Below are 15,309 nucleotides of genomic sequence, written 5' to 3' on the forward strand. Positions count from 1 at the left end.
GGCACGGGAGGGGGAGGGCGTGCCCGCCGCTACACGGGAAGCGTCTGGCCACCGCCGAAGATGACGGTGGCGCCGCTCAGCAGCGTGGGCGTGGCGCCGCCGGTGAGGTCCACCGTCTCCACGAAGCGAAGCCGGTCGTGCGCGGCCGGCACCACCTCCTGGAGGTCCACGTCCAGCTCCGCGGCGGTGCTCGCGGTGGTGACGGTGAGGCTGACGGCGGCGCCGTCACGGTTCTTCGCATCCGTCCACGTGGTGCCGTCGGCGCTCGTCTGCATCTTGTACGTGGCGGTGAAGGAGCTGGGGCCGCCGGAGGTGGCGCCCGTGGCGACACAGAGGACGAGGCTGCGGTAGGTGCCGAAGAGGAAGGCGGCGCCGTTGCGCGCGCCCTCGGCGTTGGCCGCCGGGGCATGCGAGAGGTTGGCCGCGTGGATGTAGGCGCCGATGTTGTTGCGCGTCGGGTGCATGGGGCTGTCCTGGTTGGGGTTGGAGAGGCGGCGCGCGGACTACCCGCCGTAGTTGGCGCCCGTGAGGAAGGCGAAGGCCTGCCGGTGGCGCAGGGCCCAGTCGCCCTCCCACACCGCGCGCAGCGTCATCTGGTCCGCCTCGAAGTCGCCGGTGGACTCGCCCACCGTCACGTCCATGGCCGAGGCCTCGCCGTAGTACAGCTGCGCCGCCAGGCCGAAGCCGATGTGCTCCTTGCCCGCCAGCGACTCCGTCACCTTCACCGGGAAGCCGTTGAGGCGAGGGTTCTCGAAGTCCTGGAGGCCCGGGAAGACGTAGCCCGCGCTGTCGCGCAGCTCCGAGAGGTAGAGGTGGTTGGCCGAGTCCATGAAGTAGAAGGGCAGGTTGCCCGCCAGCTTCAGCTTCGAGGCCAGAATCGGCTTGATGAGCTTGAGCTTCAGGTCGTTGCGGATGTTCTCCGCCGTCGTGCCGGTGACGGCGTTCTTGTTGGCGTTAGGCACCAGCTCGAAGATGCCGGTGGGCTTCTTCGCGCCCTTGCCGTAGAGGCCCGCCAGGTCCGTCTCCAGCGCCATGGCCTGCGTCACCTCTCGGCCCACGTCGGCGGAGGCGGTGCTGTTGCCCAGGCGCATCAAGTCATTGGACATGGGCACCAGGGCCATGGCCTTGTGCGCGCCCAGCTCGACGGTGCCCGTCTTCACGTCGGACTTCTCCGGCGCCTGGGACTCGCCCACCCAGTAGACGGTGGGGCCCTGGTTGATGCGGCCGATGGTGAACTTGCCGCCGTACCCGGAGACGGTGCGCGCGCCGGCCGCCAGGAGGATGGCGTCCTCGCGCAGCAGCTCGATGACTTCTTCGGAGCGCGTCTCGCGCGAGTAGAGGGCGCCGCCCTGCTCGAAGATGCTGCCGAAGACGCCCACCGACTTGCAGCGCTCCACGTAGGCCTTGAGCTTCTCCAGGCCCGGCCGGTCCGCGATGCCGAGCCGCTCGGCGCTCCGGACGTAGTTGGCCTTGATGAGGACGCCCAGGCGGGCCTGAGCGGTGCGGCCCTCGGGCGGGTCCATCTGCAGGTCCTTCGCGCCGGACGTCACCGGGCCCGGAACGACGGGACTGGGGCGCGAGGCGAGGCCTGCCTCGACGGCCTTCACGGCGGCGGCGTCCACCGCGCGCTGGAGGGAGTCGGGGAGGGCAGGCGCCGCCGGGGGCGTGGTGGGCGTGGTGCCGGGCTTCGGCTTCGTCTTGTTCTTCATGGTGGGGCTCCGGAAGTCAGAAAGGGACTGCGGGGGTCGAAGGAGAGAAGGGGCGGCCTACCTACGCGGCGAGGGCGGAGTACTCGCGCAGCTCGCGGCCGGAGAGGGCGGCGGCCTGAGCGGCGGTGAAGCCGAAGTGCTTGCGGACGTGGAGCCGGAGCGACTTGGCCTCCTCCTCGTCGGGCTCCTCTTCCACGTCCTCCCCCTCCGCCTCGGACGCGGCCTCCTCGTCGGGCAGCTCTTCGCCTTCGTCCGACTCCGCGTCCTCGCCCTTCGCCTCCGCGTCGTCGGCGGCTTCCTCGTCGAGCTCCTCCTCGGACGCGTCCTGGCTGGCGGCCTGCTCCTCGCCGCCGGCGAGCCACTCCTGGAGCGAGGTGATGTCCGCCGCGAGGTTGGCGCCCACCGCCTCGGCGAGCGGCACCAGGACCTCGTCCTCGAGGCCCGCCGCGAGGAAGTCAGCGGCGAGCTGCGCGCTCGCCTGGAGGCGCGCGAGCAGCCTCTCCGCGAAGGACTTCGGCGTCAGCTCACCGCCCGTGTCGCCCACGTCGCCGAGATCCTTCTCTTCCTCGGGCTCCTCTTCGGGTGCGGCGCCCTCGGACTTGAGCACGGCGAGCAGGGCCGCTTGGCTGGTGGCGAGCGCCTTGAGGGCGGAGGCCAGGCCCGGGCGCGCGCCGCGGGTGCCAAGCGAGCGCAGGCGCACCGCGTCCGCGTTGGCGGGCACGTTGACGATGGACACCTCCAGCAGCTCCACGAGGGGGAAGTCGAAGCCGCCCTCGGCGTTGGGCACCGGCTCCTCCACCGGCACGAAGCCGATGGAGCACGCGCCCAGGCTGCCCGCCTTCACCTTGCCGGCAATCGTCTTGGACAGCTCGTCCACCTCGTCGAAGACGGGCGCCATCACCCACGCGTCGCCCTCGCGGTAGCAGCGCGCGAAGCCCACGGGCGGGCTCCAGCTGTTGTGCTCCCACAGCAGCGGCACGCGCACCTCCTCGCCGGAGGACTTCACCGCGAGGACGCGGTCCCGGTGCCGGTCGAGGTTGGGCGAGGTGATGCGAAAGACGGGAGCGCCGGCCGCGCCTTCGGCGGGCGGGGCGGCGCTGAGCAGCTTCTGGCGGATGGACTTGGGCTTGCGCATGCCCAGGAAGAAGGGGCGGTGCCTGCCGCTACACGCGGTCCTCCTCTCCGCTGCGGTCGCGCGGCGGGTTGGGCGTGGCGTTCGCCGCGGCGGACTCCGCGTTGTTGCCCCCGCCGGCGCCGGGCAGGGGCTTGGGACGCTGGCCCTCCAGCTCCGGCAGCTCCGGCAGGTTCGCGAAGCGGCGCCACTCGTTCCAGGTGACGCCCTCGGTGGGCGGCGTCGTCATCGCCCGGAAGGTGCGCTCCCACTCCTGCGGACGCGGGTCCTCGTAGTCGAGGATGACGTCCCGGTCGATGAGGGGAACCAGGACGTGCTGGTACCACGCGCGCCAGAACTCCAGGCGCGGCGCCACCGCGTACTCCGCCAAGTGGTACTTCGCGGCCTCCGCCGTCGCGCGGTTGCTGGAGGTGAGGTCGCCCACCAGCTCCGGCGGGACGCTGTACGCCTGGCGCACGTAGGAGCGCAGGCTAGCCGCCAGCTCCTTCGCCTGCAGCTCGCGGTAGTTCACCTGCACCTGGGCGAGCGTCACGTCCGCGGGGGCGAACCACACCTTGCCCGCGTTGGAGGGCCCGCGGAACTCGGCGTTGAACTTCTTCTGGATGTCCTCGGCGGCCTCGCCCGTAGTGCTGCCGTCGTCGTTGTTCTTGCTGCCCAGGCCGACGATGGCGGCGGGGATGCCGCCTCGCTCGAAGGTGGCCTTCGTCGCCTTGTCGATAGCCTCGATGGTGTCGAGCTTGTCGCCCAGCGCGAGTCCTCGGCCGGCGCCGCGCCCCTCGGGGTTGGCGGGGGCGAGCGCCTTCACCCAGAGGACGTCGGACTCCGGCACCCAGCCCTGGTACTGCTGGTAGGAGATGAAGAAGGCGGGGCGGCCCAGCGCGGGCGTCATCGTCACGTTGTGGGGTGGCACCACCTCCCAGCCCACCGGGCGCCCGTCCGCGCCACGCAGCAGCACCAGGAAGGCCTCACCCACCAGGTCCACGTGCAGCTGAGCGAGCTTCCGGTACTCGCGCCCGGGGAACCGCGGGTGCGGCGACTCCAGCAGGGTCAGCAACTCATGGGTTTCCAGCTCCACCAACTCGCCGCGCGTCGTGGATTCGGCCAGCGCCTTGCGGCGCTCCCGCCCATCCAGGGACTTCCAGCGCGGGTCCATCCGCTTCTCGCCGCGGCGCACCCGCTTGAAGGCCTTCCACCGAGGCGTGGCCACCGCGTCCGCGATGGTGTCCACCACGGTGCGCAGCCAGTCGTCCTCTTCGTAGGCAAGGAGCACCTCGCGGCTGCCCCTCCGCGGGCTGAAGCTGATGAGGGGCAGGGCGTGGATGAGCTGCGGCTTTCCGCCGGGCGGGCCCGGGACGAGGCCGAGCGCCTTGGCGACGCGGGAAATGAGAAAGGCCATGCCCTGGGAGAAGGGGCGCAGTGGACTTCAAGCCACCTTGCTTTGCGCCTCGGCGGCGTTCGTGTTGTGCTCTAGGCGCTACATTGGTCGGCTGGACCTGCACTACAAGGGGGTAGGATGTCGCAAGAATACTTCAAGGCGGCCAACGCGCTTGTAAGGATTGAGCAATCATTCCAGGGGGTCGAGAGACGTCGGAAGGAGTGGGTGGATAGTGCGTCGGAAAAAGCATGGAAGGCTGTCAATGCGGTTGCTGAAGATATCAATCGATGGCTACCAGATTGCGGCGGCTCAAGATTTAAGCTGAAAGTCCAGCACCTTCAGACTGAAATTGATCACAAGGGGTTTGAGGTTGTTGTGAGCGGTCCTGGGGTTGGATTTGAGAGGAATAACACCAATCGCGCCATGGATTATGTTTCCGATAGTCCGGCGCGGCTCAAGTTCTCTCAAGACGTGAGGGGGCTGGTGTTTGTTCGCATTGTCGATGGGTTCCTGGGCAACTCGACGCCGGTTGTTGCATGGTCTGACTATTACGAGCCGAGCCAGCTTTCTTCGAATGACGAAATGTTTGCCCTGCTTGTACGGCTCGCAGAGCGGGCGGAACATGAGCACTGGACGTCAAAGAAGGATGCGCTTCCTCCTAAGCCCTGAGTCGGCGGTCTATTCTGGACCGTGTTCAGCGACTGACTCTGGGATCGCCGCGGCGCCAATGTTGCGCCGCATCTTCACGACGTGCTTGTAGATGGGCCACACCATGGCGTCCACGCGGTCGTCCCGCGCGTGGCCGCCAGGTGCTCCGGTGAACTTGCCGAGCTGCTCCTCGAGCTTCTCGTGCTTGCCCACCATGTGGACGAGGCCGGCCGCTGCGAGCATGGAGACGGGCGCGGCGCGCTCCGCCTTCGAGTTGCGCGCGCGCTCGGTGAGCACCTTCACCTTCGCCAGGGTGTGGATGGTGGCAGTCACCATGCTGCCGCCCGTGTTTGTCTCCGCGAAGATCCACGCACGCGGCCGCCCACCGCCATCCTTCTGGGCAAAGGGCTCCCAGGCCTTGAGCGCGGCCACCGCCTTCTTCGCCCAGGCCGCCGGCTCCGGGCTCTTCAGGGAGAGGTCCGCAAGCACGTAGGCGTGGTCGCGCCCGTCCTCCTCGCGGCGCACGCCCACCACCACGATGCCGTGCTCGTCCGCGCCCTTCTTCTCCCCGGTCGCCGGGTCCAGGCCGATGACGATGAAATCGAAGAGGGGGGGCTGGTCCTTCGGCTTCACGCGCGAGGCGTTCCAGTCCACGCCCCGGAAGAGAGCCGGGTCCAGGTCGAACGCCAGCTCACCCCAGAACTCGCGCCGGCCGATGGGGCTCTTCTTCGCGTCCAGGGCCTGCAGCGCGTAGTCGCCATCCAGGTGGGCGCTGTTGTCCAGGGTGTTGGAGCACGACAAGACGAGGCCCCGGCGCTGCTTGAGAATCTCGCGGAAGAGCTCCGTGGGCGCGGGCGTGGTGGTGATGACCTTGCGGCTGGAGAGGCCCAGCTCGCGCATCCGCTTCGAGGTGCCGCGTCCCACGCGGCAGCACTCGTTCCAGACGGCGACGGGGTCCTTCTTCCACGCCACGATTTCGTCCAACCACTCGAAGGTGTAGCCGTAGCCGCGGAACTTGTCCGCGTCCGCCGCCGGCAGGTAGTCCGCCTTCACGCCGTTGGGGAAGATGAGCTGCTTCTTCGACTTCAGGTGCTCTGGACGGAACTCCGGCCGCGCCAGGGTGAGGACTCCGCTGGGGCCCTCCAGCTGGTTCTTGATGATCTCCGTGTACGTGGGCCCGACGATGAGGATGCGCGCCTCCGGGTCCAGCCGCGCCTCGCGCAGCACGGAGCAGGCGCCCGCGTGCGTCTTGCCGGCGCCGCGCCCGCCCAGCAGGAACCAGGTGCGCCAGCGGGAGTACTCCGCGGCGACCATGTCCGGCGGCTGCTGGGTGGGCCGGAGCGAGTTCTCGGGCTCGTAGTAGAGCGCGAGCAGCTCGTGCTTCGACATGCCCAGACGGGCCGCGAAGTCCTCGGGGGAACCAAAGCGCTCGCGCAGGTCGAGTGCGAGCCGGTCGATGAGCGAGTGGCGCCCGTGCGTCTCGGGGCGGATGACGGGAAGGCCCCGGAGCGGGTCCTTCCCCGCGGTGACGGGAGCGGCCTTGGCCATGCCCTCCGAGAAGGGGCGGCTACTCCTCGACCATCGGTGTGAGCAGCACCTTTCGCTTGTCCTCGCTGGAGAGGAAGCGGGCCATGCGCTCCGCGAGCGCCTTCTGGGCCTCCTCCGGCGAGACGAGCTCGGGGGCGCTGCCGTCGCCGCCGGCGGCTCCCGTGGTGCGGGGCAGGGTGAAGTTCTTCGGGTCGCTCAACCCCAGTCGCCAGCGCAGCCACTTGTCGTTGAAGTTGCGGTTGCCGATGTTCTCCAGCTGGGCCTCGTGGAGCGTCCGGCGGAAGTGCGCGCCGGCCGCCTCGTACTCCATGACGAAGGCCGTGTAGAGGTTCGTCTCCCCGCGCTCGATGGCCTCGGTGCCGCGGGCACGCCAGCCCTGGACGACGGTGTCTGTGGTACCGACCAGCGCGGCCGCATCGCGCAGCGTGAGTCCGGCCGCGACGTGCCGGCACAGCTGGAAGGTGAGCTGCTCGGTCAACGTCGTCGTCGGCCCGGGCTTGCCGAGCGGCTTGTACCTGTTGAGCGGGTCGAGACTCACGGCCTCGTCGGGCTCGCGCTCGGCCCCGGAGTCGCGGTGGCGGGCCATGCCTTCCAGAAGGGGCGCCAACGCACGCGCCCGCCGGGCCGTTCCCGCCCACGTGCGAGCGCGGAAGACGCGCCAGCGGGCCGCCAGGAACGCGCAGGGCCCAAAAAATCAGGGGGTCGTCTCAGAGATCGCCGGGAAATTCTGGGAGTTTTCCGCGTCGCAAGATTGCAGCGCGCCGAGCAATCCTAAGTTTGTCCTACATGTCGGGTTTTCCACCCCAGGGGGCTGTTAGTGGCCCGGGTGGCACGCTCCTTGTTGTGCTCCCCTCGACTGCGCCAGCGTCGGGGCCATGGCGCCGCAAACCGAGCAGCCCAAGGACTGGGATGAACTTGAGCACCTGGTGGAGACGCTGGCTCGTCTCCCGGAGCCGTTGCTCTGCCCGGCGTGCTCGTCTCCGGTTGAGGTGCAGTACACCGTCAACCGGGTGCGTCCGGCCGCCTCTGTCCACTGCCGGGGCTGTAGCCGCAAGACCATCATCTGTGGCCTGCCCCCCAGACCGGCTGAGTGAAGGTGCCTGCGAGCGCCGCGCCCCTTCTGCTCGCCATGACCGAGCGCCGCTTCCCCCTCCTCGTGATTCAGAAGGACCTCGACAACGGGATACCCAGGACCATCCCGTGGAACCTGGCCGACCGCGCCTACGCCGAGTACTCGCGGCGTTACGGCACGGACCAGTCGCTGGCGCGGCTCGCGGAGCGCGGTGGGTTCGCGCCCACGGAACTGGACATGTTCGTTCCCGGGTGGCGCGCGGAGCTGGGGCTTTGACGTGCTGCCCCTGCCCGCGCACCCGCGAGGACCTGCCGTGCCCGGCGCCGCAGTGCCCGGCCGGCGTGGCGCTCCCTCGCGGCTTCCACGAGGACGCCCGCAGTGCTCGCTGGGGCCGCATCCTCGTACCTGCGCTGGGCGATCTGTCCCGGTGGGCGTGGCAGCCGTGGGAAGCCGCCGCGCCGCGAAGTCCACACGCTCCCGGGTGAGCCCCGCGAAGGTCGGAATAAATCCGCCCGCCTAGCTGCAACCGCGTAGTCACCAGGAGGGTTGAGAGCCCGTTCCGGTTGGAGGAAGAACCACGTCCTCGCCCGAGCAACCTTCGGTCTGGAGTGGCCCCTGCCAGAAGAGGCACTCATGATAGTCAGGCGCTTGCCGCCCGGTAGGTCGCCAAATCCACAGAGGAAAGACATGTCGAACAGCACGATCACGGTCACGATCACCATCCCGAGCCACATCCCCGAAGGCCGTAAGTCGAGCGTCCTGAAAGGCATCATTGCCAAAACCAAGGACCTTATGAAGAAAGGGACCAGCGACTTGGCTCACATCCCCGAAGGGCATGAGCGAGAATTTCAAATCGGCGAGGAGATTGCCGAGCAGATCGAGCGTGCCGTTGAGGGGCGCGTCTTTCGCCCATAGCCTATTTCGGCCGGAACGAGTGGAAACAGGTGATGATGCCCAGTGCGAAGCGCGGCATCGCCACGTAGGCGTCCTCTCGCTTCCTCCAGCGAGCCAGTAGGCGCCGGCCGCGGTTGAGCCAGGAGTGGGTTCGCTCCACGGAGGGCGCGGCGCTCCCAGGCGAGGCCGCCCCTTCTGTCCGGGCATGCCCCCCGTCAGCACCGAGTCTGCCGTCCTCATCCTGGCCGTGAGCCAACTCCTCGTCCCGCTCCTCAACGGGCTGCTGTCGCGCCGGCAGACGAAGCACGAGTCCGCCGTGGACCAGGTGCCCCTGCTGGTGCAGTCGCTGGGCGCGGTGGCTCAGGACGTGCGCGACATCAAGACGGAGCTGCGCGTGGTGAACGAGCACGGCGCGAAGCTCCAGACGCAGGACCTGCGCCTCCGGGCCCTGGAAGACTGGATGGGCGCCGCGCGGCCGCAGCTACACCAGGCGGTGAACCACGTCACTGTGCTGATGGGAGAGCGCACATCCCGGCAGCTCCAGCACGCGGCCAACGTGGTGGCCAAGGACACGGGCCCTGGCCACCCGTGAGCCCCTATTGTGGTAGCCGTCAGGGACGCCGTGCATGCTGAAACGGAAGCTCAGCCCTTGGACTTACCCGTAGCCGACAGGAACTTGGCCTGCTGGCCATAGACAGGCAGTAAAGCGTCAAAAAGCCTCTCGATTGTTGCGGTCGCGGCATCTAGCTTGGACCTCATGTCTACACCAATCTCACCGACTGCTTCGACGTAGGCTTCCCTTAGGGTCGTCTCAATCCGCAGTTTGTGAGAGAGGGCTCCAAATCGACTCGCGAGACCGACAAACTTGAGGTCGTCGATCTCTTCAATGATTGGTATTTCGCCGCGATGAACATAGAGGTTGCGGTCCTGCCTATGAAGTCCGGTCGCATTGGAAAGCCCGTCGAGAGCCTCTTTGACAGGGGTGGCGCGCACCCAGTCATTCATCTTGACAGTACTATCATTGCAGTCTTTTTCTTTGAGGCCGAGGCGAAATGTTGAGTTGGTTAGAATTAGGGCGGTGTCGTATAGGCTATACGCAATGACGAGATGGTTGCAGTAGTGATATTCAATCCACTTGTCCTCCGTTATTCCCTGCTTAGAGAACGCCTCCCCCTGAGGAAGGTTTTGGAGGTAAAATTGAGCTTCACCCATTCTCTCAAGAGAGGAGAGAAGTGAGTTGACATAGGAGCGAACCTGATGATGGTAATACTCCGCAGGAGATAGTTGGGCGGTTTTTGTTGTTCGAAATGTTCCTGTCTCTCGGTAGTTCTTGGCGAGCGCCTCAGCCGTATCTATGCCGATTTTGCTGTTTTCTACGATTGCCTTCAGTAGTGCATGGTTGTTGATGTTCGTCACAGCGGCCTCCAAGGTGCGCGGCAGTAGTGTCAGAATAACCCTGCCATTGGTGGCGGGCCAAAGGGCGCCCCTTCTCCGGTGAACACCCGCAGCTCCTGGAGCCCGCCGTGTCCACCACCTCGCAGCGCGCCGCCTTCCTCGCCCTCGTCCTCGCGCAGATGCACGCGCCCTACCGCTGGGGCGCGAAGGGCATGCCGGTGTCGAAGGAAGGCCCGCGGCTCTTCGACTGCTCCGGCCTCGTGACGTGGGCCTTCCATCAGGTGGGCGGGAAGGACTGGCGGGCGACGCACAACACGGACCGGCTGTGGGCGGAGTGCGCGCCGGTGGCGAGCGTGCCGGACCTGCAGCCCGGGGACCTGGTGCTGTACGGCAAGGCCGGGGACCCGGACCACGTCATGGTGCACGTGGGCGCGGGCGTGGTGGTGGGCGCGTCCGGGGGCGGCAGCAAGACGCTCACGCTGGAGGACGCGGCGCGCGCGGACGCGAAGGTGAAGGCCTTCACGCGCGTGGCGTACCGGCCCGACCTGCTGGGCTTCCGGCGCCTGCCCTTCGTCTCCTGACGCGCGCAGGAGCACGCGAGACTACGCCTGGGTTTGCGAGGATTGGCGGGCGAGCACCACGCCCAGAATCCACCGCCACGCCCCTCTCCAGTCGACGCCGGGCGCCGCCTCCCGCGCGTGTCGGTCGACCGCCTCGTCGACGGACACGCCGGAGGGCCAGTCAATCCTGACGGCGGCGATGGTCTGTCGCTGGGGCGCGTCGCCGGGAGCCTCAAGCAGCACGCGCCACTGCCGTCCGTTCCCCTCCGACGCAATCAGCATGTCCGTGACGGGCCAATCGCGGCCACTCGCATCCGGGAGCGTGATTCCAGCAACGAGAGGGACCGACACGTGGAGCGTGAGCTCGGGCACCGTCACGTCGTTGCAGGTGTAGCCGTGGAGTTCCATGCCCCGGACGGCGAGCGCCAGCGCATTGGGCACCGTCACCGAGTGCCTCCCGTGCGCCGCCCACCGCAGCTGCATCCACCGCTCCAGCAGCTCCCGGCATGACATCGTCAGATCGGCCGCGTCCGCGAGCACGGCCCGTTGCGTCTCCGTCACGAGCGGATCCAACTCCGCGTCCTGGAACCGCTCGAAGCCCACCCGGCGCACCGCATCCTCCAGAGCCAGGAGTGGCATCTCCCTGGCGATACGCAACGCCCTGGACGGGGAGAGCACGCCAACGCGTGCCGCCTCCTGCAGCGCAGCGGGGCCGCCTCGCCCCCAGCAGACACGCGCCTCGATGCCCGGTCCCAGCCAATTCAGTACGTGCATGGCGCGGTAGTAGGCGGCGCATCCATGACGCGGGGAATACCTCCGACGGGTAGCTGGGCAAGCCACCCCTTCCTCCTAGTGCCGTGCAGTCCACCCGCAGCACCTGGAGGAACACCCGCATGTCCACGCCCCCCCCACGCCGTACACCCTGCCGCCCGAGCTGCTCGCCACCGCGGAGGCGATGCTCGCCAACGCCGGGGGCGCCGAACTCCACCTGGCCGCCCGCGCGTACACCGCCTACTGCGGCACGACCGGCGGGCGCTCCGCGGTGACGGGTGCCCAGCTCCCCGCCTTCGAGGCCTGCCCGCCGCTGGTGCGCGCCGCGTGGCTGGCCAGCGTGCGCGCGGTGTCCGAGTTCCTGACGCCGCCCACGTCGACGCCCACGCGGGAGCCGCAGCCGGGCGTCTGAGCCGCCCCTTCTGCGTGGTGCAGTCCCACTCGCACCACGCAGGAGCAGCACCATGAAGAAGCGCCTCACCCTCGTCACCACCGCCGCGCTCGCGGCCCTCCTCACCGCGCCCCTGGCCCTGGCCCACGCCTCCACGCCCACCGGCGCGGAGCCGACCCTCGTCTCCGCGCCCGTCGCGCTCGCGGCCCTGGACGCCGCGCCGGTCCTCCTCGCCCAGGCGTCCACCAGCTCCGTCCTCCTGGACGCGCTGCTCACCCCCACCAACATCACCCTGGCCCTGGGCCTCGTGGCCGGCGCAGTCGGCCTCTTCGCCGGCGGCACCTGGCTCACCACCCGGCGCAAGCGCATCGTCGCCACTGTGGCCTTCCACGCCTTCCACATGGTGGAAGACTTCGCCGCGATGGACGAGGAGGAGAACGCCCTCGACAAGGTGGCCAAGGGCCTGGAGGTGGCGGACTCCTGGCTGAAGGCCAACGGCTGGCGCCCGCTGAAGCCCTGGGAGCAGGAGGCCGTGAAGCTGGAGTTCGCCTCCATCCACGGCGCGCAGAAGGCCGACGTGAAGGTGCGCGCGGAGGCGCTGGAGGCGGCGCTCGGCGCCATCGGCAGCACCGCCGCGCTGGACTCGGCCGTCACGGCGGCGGTGGCGTCGGTCCCTTAGATGCCCCGCGGCGTGAAGTCGCCGCGGGGCTGTCGCGGGTGCTGAGCGACGTTCCGGTGCGCACCGGATATCTAGAGGCCCAGGCGGGCGTCTCCTCCCTCACGGGCGCCTACGCGCGCCTGGAGGGCGGTGTGCGGCTCCGAGAGAACCTGGGCGTCTTCGGCTTGGCGGAGGCCAACCAGCGAGAGCGGATGGCCGGCGCGGGCATCCGGTACACATTCGGATTGAAGTGATACGGCCCGCTCCAATAATTGGGGCGGGCCGTCCTAGTCCGGCATAGGAATTCGTGTGTTGGGCTGCAGGGCAAGCTGGTCAGAGGACGGATTGGCTGGCCAGGAACGCATTGCCGTCAACAGAGTGTCGCTAAAGCTTCCATCGAACTTCCCCAGTCTGAACTGGGAGACCAGAGAGGATTGCACGTAGTCCGTCTAGATGACCGGCGGGCTCCTTGTAGACGTAGTTGTGGAGCAATGCTGGGACCGCTCCCTTTCGGTTGCCCTCTGAGAAGACAAGAGTGATGATTGCAAACCGTTCTCCCTTTTTTCTCTTCTGCTGAATGGCGTACTCGACTTCAGTTGCGAGATAATTTTCGTCAACGAAGTTGGGCGTGACAAAGAACACGGCTGCGCAGGACTCCTCGAAGCCCTTGAGAATCCCTCGCTCAAGGACCGTGCCGGCTGGCATGGCGTCTTCATCGAGCCAGGGCGCAAACCCCAATTGCATCAGGGTTTGTTTGTATTCGCGAACCATTGCTTTGTCGATGCCTTTGTGGCTGAGGAAGATCTTCATTGGGACAAGTCCAAGTACGAATTCGTGGTAAAGCAGGGCATCGAACAACTCGGATGCAACAGATTCAGGTGTCACGTGAAACGGTGCATCTGATGGCTCGGCGGGAAGTGGACCCCGGCTTTTGAGGATCAAGACAATGTCGCTCGGGCTGAGGAGCAATGCGTGGCGCACCGCCCTGCGGACAGACTCCTTGTTTGAGTCGCTTATCGGCGTCTCTTTGGTGATTTCGCGAATCATTGATCGGCTTATTGTTTCGTACGCTCGGGACGATGGCAGCCCGGTGTGGCGCAATACTAAAATGAGATGCTCTCCGGAGAAGCCAAGCATGCCATTGCAGCCCGTGAGAACAGGCCAAGTATTCAAGCGGTCAGGGTGACGCATTTCAACGAGGATTTTGTATCCAGTCAGCATGTTGTCAGCGAGGTTCATATCGAGCGTTCGGCGGCTATTTGCAGCGTCAGGGGGGCCGGCATCCTGGTTCCTGGTTGCGATCTCGACTGACTGTCAAGGGCCGGTGGCGGTTGATGTGGGGTGGGGTGTGAACTGGCTGGCATCCCGCGTGCATCACGCGCGTGGTGCGCCCCCCGCGCCATGTCCCAGATGAGGCCCCCAGAGTGAAGCCCTACTTCCAGACCAACACCATCACCCTGTACCACGGCGACTGCCGCGACCTGCTGCCCGGACTCACGTCCGAATCCGTGGACGTACTGCTCACCGACCCGCCCTATGGGATGGCCTACGAGGCCAAAGGCCGGAGCGGCGCAGCTATCCGCGCGGACGGCTCCCGCCAGGGCATGCGCGTCTTCCGCCAGGCACTCACCGCGGCTGGCCCCGCGCTGAAGGCAGACTTGCACGCGTTCGTCTATTGCCACTGGCAGAGCTGGCCTGACTTCTTCGACGCGACGTCCTCGCACCTGCGCGTCAAGGGAGCGTTGATGTGGTGGAAGGCTCGAGGCGGCATGGGTGACTGCGCCGCCAGCTTCGCGCCGGATTACGAGGTGATCTTGCACGCCACCGGCTCGAAGCGGCGCCGCCTTGCCGGAAAGCGGCACGGGGCGGTCCTCTCCGGCTACCCACCGGTGCCCAACGCGAAGAGAACGCACCCCACCGAGAAGCCGGTCAACCTGCTGGCCTACCTGCTCGAGCGCGCGTGCCCGGATGGCGGCCTCGTCCTGGACCCGTTCGCCGGCTCCGGCGCGACGCTGGTGGCCGCGCAGCAGCTCGGGCTGCGCGCCGTGGGCGTTGAGCTCGAGGAGCGCTACTGCGAGGCCGCTGCCCACCGACTGGAGGCCGGCACCGCCCTGGCGCGAGCGGCCTGATGGTCTTACGCGCTGAGGTGCTCCACGACCTCCAGCGCCACGCGCGCGCCGAGCACCTGTTGGGCGTGGTGCTCGGCCGCGCGGTACTCAATCCGTGCCGCTTCCAGCCGTGTCCGCGCGGCTGGACTTCCGTCCGACTCCCGCTGCGCCCGCTGCAACTCCAGCTCCGCCCGCCCCAGGCGCCTCGCCAGCGCCTCCCTCGTCGTCATGTTCATTCGCCCAGGGAAAAGCAGGAGGCGTGCCGTCACATCGCTGCGCCGCCCCTTCTGTCTTGGCATGGACAGCAGCGGGTGCCCGGTAAGCGGTAGCGACGTGACGCCTTGCGAGGTGCGGCTGGTGCTGCCGTACCCACCCAGTGCGAACACGTACTGGAAGCCCTCCCGGGGGCGCGGACTGGTGCCCTCCGGCGAGGCTCTAGCCTACAAGGCGAGTGTGGCCCGGCTGGTGGCGGCCACCGGCGCCCGGCCGCTGGCTGGCCCCGTGCGCCTCTTCCTCACCGCGTACCGTCCGCGCCGCGTGGGCGACCTGGACAACACGCTGAAGGTGCTCGGGGACGCCCTCAACGGGCTGGCCTGGCTGGATGACGAGCAGGTGGTGGCCATCCACGCGGAGCGCGCGGACGACGCGATGGCACCCCGTGTTGAGCTCGTGGCCACGGCAGCGCGGCACGCCACGCCGGAGGAGGCCGCCGCTCACCGGCAGGCCCGGGCGGAGAGGGCCGCGAAGGCGCGAGCCACACGGAACCGGAACCGCGCGGCGAAGGCGAAGGCGAAGGGAAAGGCATCCCGGAAGAGCCTGGCGGACCTGGCGACGCCCGCAGTGAGGCGGGGCCGGGCGGGTGGCGCTGTCGGGTAGGCGTGGTAGCGGAAAAGACGACGGGCCCGACCGGGGATGACGGTCGAGCCCGTACAGGCCAGGAGCGCTAGGGGAGCACCGCTGGGGACGCCAGTATACCGCCCCTGCGCGCGTGCGCACGGGCAGGAGTCCTCGATGCCCGCCTGTGCCCTTCGTCTTGCCGCTGCCCTCC

Annotated in this window: 20 protein-coding genes; 10 read left to right on the plus strand and 10 right to left on the minus strand. The window is 68.0% G+C overall.

The features are described from left to right. Window positions 1-29: 29 nt before the first annotated feature. The 4 genes from D7X32_RS27130 to D7X32_RS27145 all read right to left on the minus strand — a co-directional run bounded on the left by D7X32_RS27130 (window position 30) and on the right by D7X32_RS27145 (window position 4,237). Window positions 30-464 (minus strand): hypothetical protein, encoded by a 435-nt coding sequence (locus D7X32_RS27130; protein ID WP_120605477.1) that lies wholly within the window; start codon window positions 462-464, stop codon window positions 30-32. 39 nt (window positions 465-503) lie between these two features. Further along, entirely contained in the window at window positions 504-1,709 is a 1,206-nt protein-coding gene (locus tag D7X32_RS27135; RefSeq protein WP_120605478.1) for a phage major capsid protein, read from the minus strand. Window positions 1,710-1,770: 61 nt separating this feature from the next. Further along, on the minus strand, window positions 1,771-2,844 hold the full coding sequence (locus D7X32_RS46965; protein ID WP_244239200.1) for an HK97 family phage prohead protease: 1,074 nt from the start codon (window positions 2,842-2,844) through the stop codon (window positions 1,771-1,773). Window positions 2,845-2,872: 28 nt separating this feature from the next. Then, complete coding sequence (locus tag D7X32_RS27145; RefSeq protein ID WP_120605479.1) at window positions 2,873-4,237, minus strand: phage portal protein; 1,365 nt, start codon at window positions 4,235-4,237, stop codon at window positions 2,873-2,875. Between the two features lie 117 nt (window positions 4,238-4,354). Between D7X32_RS27145 and D7X32_RS45090 the strand changes: the two genes are divergently transcribed. Beyond that, a complete protein-coding gene (locus tag D7X32_RS45090; protein WP_147450281.1) occupies window positions 4,355-4,885 on the plus strand; it encodes a hypothetical protein in 531 nt (176 codons plus the stop codon). A gap of 9 nt (window positions 4,886-4,894) precedes the next feature. On the opposite strand, the gene D7X32_RS27150 is transcribed toward D7X32_RS45090, so the two are convergent. Beyond that, complete coding sequence (locus tag D7X32_RS27150) at window positions 4,895-6,412, minus strand: terminase large subunit domain-containing protein (RefSeq protein ID WP_120605480.1); 1,518 nt, start codon at window positions 6,410-6,412, stop codon at window positions 4,895-4,897. Between the two features lie 19 nt (window positions 6,413-6,431). Continuing rightward, window positions 6,432-6,998: a hypothetical protein gene (locus tag D7X32_RS27155; protein WP_120605481.1), complete on the minus strand. Its 567-nt coding sequence runs from the start codon at window positions 6,996-6,998 to the stop codon at window positions 6,432-6,434. 504 nt (window positions 6,999-7,502) lie between these two features. On the opposite strand from D7X32_RS27155, the gene D7X32_RS27160 reads away from it, so the two are divergent. The 3 genes from D7X32_RS27160 to D7X32_RS27170 all read left to right on the plus strand — a co-directional run bounded on the left by D7X32_RS27160 (window position 7,503) and on the right by D7X32_RS27170 (window position 8,970). After that, window positions 7,503-7,760 (plus strand): hypothetical protein, encoded by a 258-nt coding sequence (locus D7X32_RS27160; protein ID WP_147450282.1) that lies wholly within the window; start codon window positions 7,503-7,505, stop codon window positions 7,758-7,760. A gap of 411 nt (window positions 7,761-8,171) precedes the next feature. Next, the gene (locus D7X32_RS27165; RefSeq protein WP_120605483.1) at window positions 8,172-8,399 is read left to right on the plus strand and encodes a hypothetical protein; all 228 of its coding nucleotides are present in this window, start codon (window positions 8,172-8,174) and stop codon (window positions 8,397-8,399) included. A gap of 184 nt (window positions 8,400-8,583) precedes the next feature. Next, window positions 8,584-8,970, plus strand: coding sequence for a hypothetical protein (locus D7X32_RS27170; RefSeq protein ID WP_120605484.1), 387 nt, complete (start codon window positions 8,584-8,586; stop codon window positions 8,968-8,970). 50 nt (window positions 8,971-9,020) lie between these two features. Here D7X32_RS27170 and D7X32_RS45095 read toward each other — a convergent pair whose 3' ends face one another. Beyond that, a complete protein-coding gene (locus D7X32_RS45095) occupies window positions 9,021-9,794 on the minus strand; it encodes a Cthe_2314 family HEPN domain-containing protein (RefSeq protein WP_147450283.1) in 774 nt (257 codons plus the stop codon). A gap of 107 nt (window positions 9,795-9,901) precedes the next feature. On the opposite strand from D7X32_RS45095, the gene D7X32_RS27175 reads away from it, so the two are divergent. Next, window positions 9,902-10,354, plus strand: coding sequence for a C40 family peptidase (locus D7X32_RS27175; RefSeq protein WP_244239201.1), 453 nt, complete (start codon window positions 9,902-9,904; stop codon window positions 10,352-10,354). A gap of 21 nt (window positions 10,355-10,375) precedes the next feature. Here D7X32_RS27175 and D7X32_RS27180 read toward each other — a convergent pair whose 3' ends face one another. Next, window positions 10,376-10,972 (minus strand): hypothetical protein, encoded by a 597-nt coding sequence (locus D7X32_RS27180; RefSeq protein ID WP_147450284.1) that lies wholly within the window; start codon window positions 10,970-10,972, stop codon window positions 10,376-10,378. Between the two features lie 316 nt (window positions 10,973-11,288). Between D7X32_RS27180 and D7X32_RS27185 the strand changes: the two genes are divergently transcribed. From D7X32_RS27185 to D7X32_RS27195, 3 genes are read left to right on the plus strand one after another with little or no spacing between them, the layout of a single operon-like run. Next, a complete protein-coding gene (locus D7X32_RS27185; RefSeq protein WP_120605486.1) occupies window positions 11,289-11,516 on the plus strand; it encodes a hypothetical protein in 228 nt (75 codons plus the stop codon). Window positions 11,517-11,568: 52 nt separating this feature from the next. Continuing rightward, window positions 11,569-12,174 carry a hypothetical protein gene (locus tag D7X32_RS27190; RefSeq protein ID WP_244239202.1) on the plus strand — a complete coding sequence of 202 codons (606 nt, stop codon included), beginning with the start codon at window positions 11,569-11,571 and terminating at the stop codon, window positions 12,172-12,174. A gap of 38 nt (window positions 12,175-12,212) precedes the next feature. Further along, window positions 12,213-12,407 carry a hypothetical protein gene (locus tag D7X32_RS27195; RefSeq protein ID WP_120605487.1) on the plus strand — a complete coding sequence of 65 codons (195 nt, stop codon included), beginning with the start codon at window positions 12,213-12,215 and terminating at the stop codon, window positions 12,405-12,407. Window positions 12,408-12,537: 130 nt separating this feature from the next. On the opposite strand, the gene D7X32_RS46285 is transcribed toward D7X32_RS27195, so the two are convergent. After that, entirely contained in the window at window positions 12,538-13,392 is an 855-nt protein-coding gene (locus D7X32_RS46285) for a toll/interleukin-1 receptor domain-containing protein (RefSeq protein ID WP_208752550.1), read from the minus strand. Between the two features lie 185 nt (window positions 13,393-13,577). On the opposite strand from D7X32_RS46285, the gene D7X32_RS27205 reads away from it, so the two are divergent. After that, window positions 13,578-14,282, plus strand: a complete 705-nt coding sequence (locus tag D7X32_RS27205) for a DNA-methyltransferase (RefSeq protein WP_120605489.1) — start codon at window positions 13,578-13,580, stop codon at window positions 14,280-14,282. 5 nt (window positions 14,283-14,287) lie between these two features. Here D7X32_RS27205 and D7X32_RS27210 read toward each other — a convergent pair whose 3' ends face one another. After that, window positions 14,288-14,491 (minus strand): hypothetical protein, encoded by a 204-nt coding sequence (locus D7X32_RS27210; RefSeq protein WP_120605490.1) that lies wholly within the window; start codon window positions 14,489-14,491, stop codon window positions 14,288-14,290. Window positions 14,492-14,594: 103 nt separating this feature from the next. On the opposite strand from D7X32_RS27210, the gene D7X32_RS27215 reads away from it, so the two are divergent. Then, window positions 14,595-15,137 (plus strand): RusA family crossover junction endodeoxyribonuclease, encoded by a 543-nt coding sequence (locus D7X32_RS27215; protein WP_244239203.1) that lies wholly within the window; start codon window positions 14,595-14,597, stop codon window positions 15,135-15,137. Window positions 15,138-15,309: the final 172 nt, after the last annotated feature.

The sequence above is a fragment of the Corallococcus carmarthensis genome, from assembly GCF_003611695.1.
Classification (GTDB): Bacteria; Myxococcota; Myxococcia; order Myxococcales; family Myxococcaceae; genus Corallococcus; species Corallococcus carmarthensis.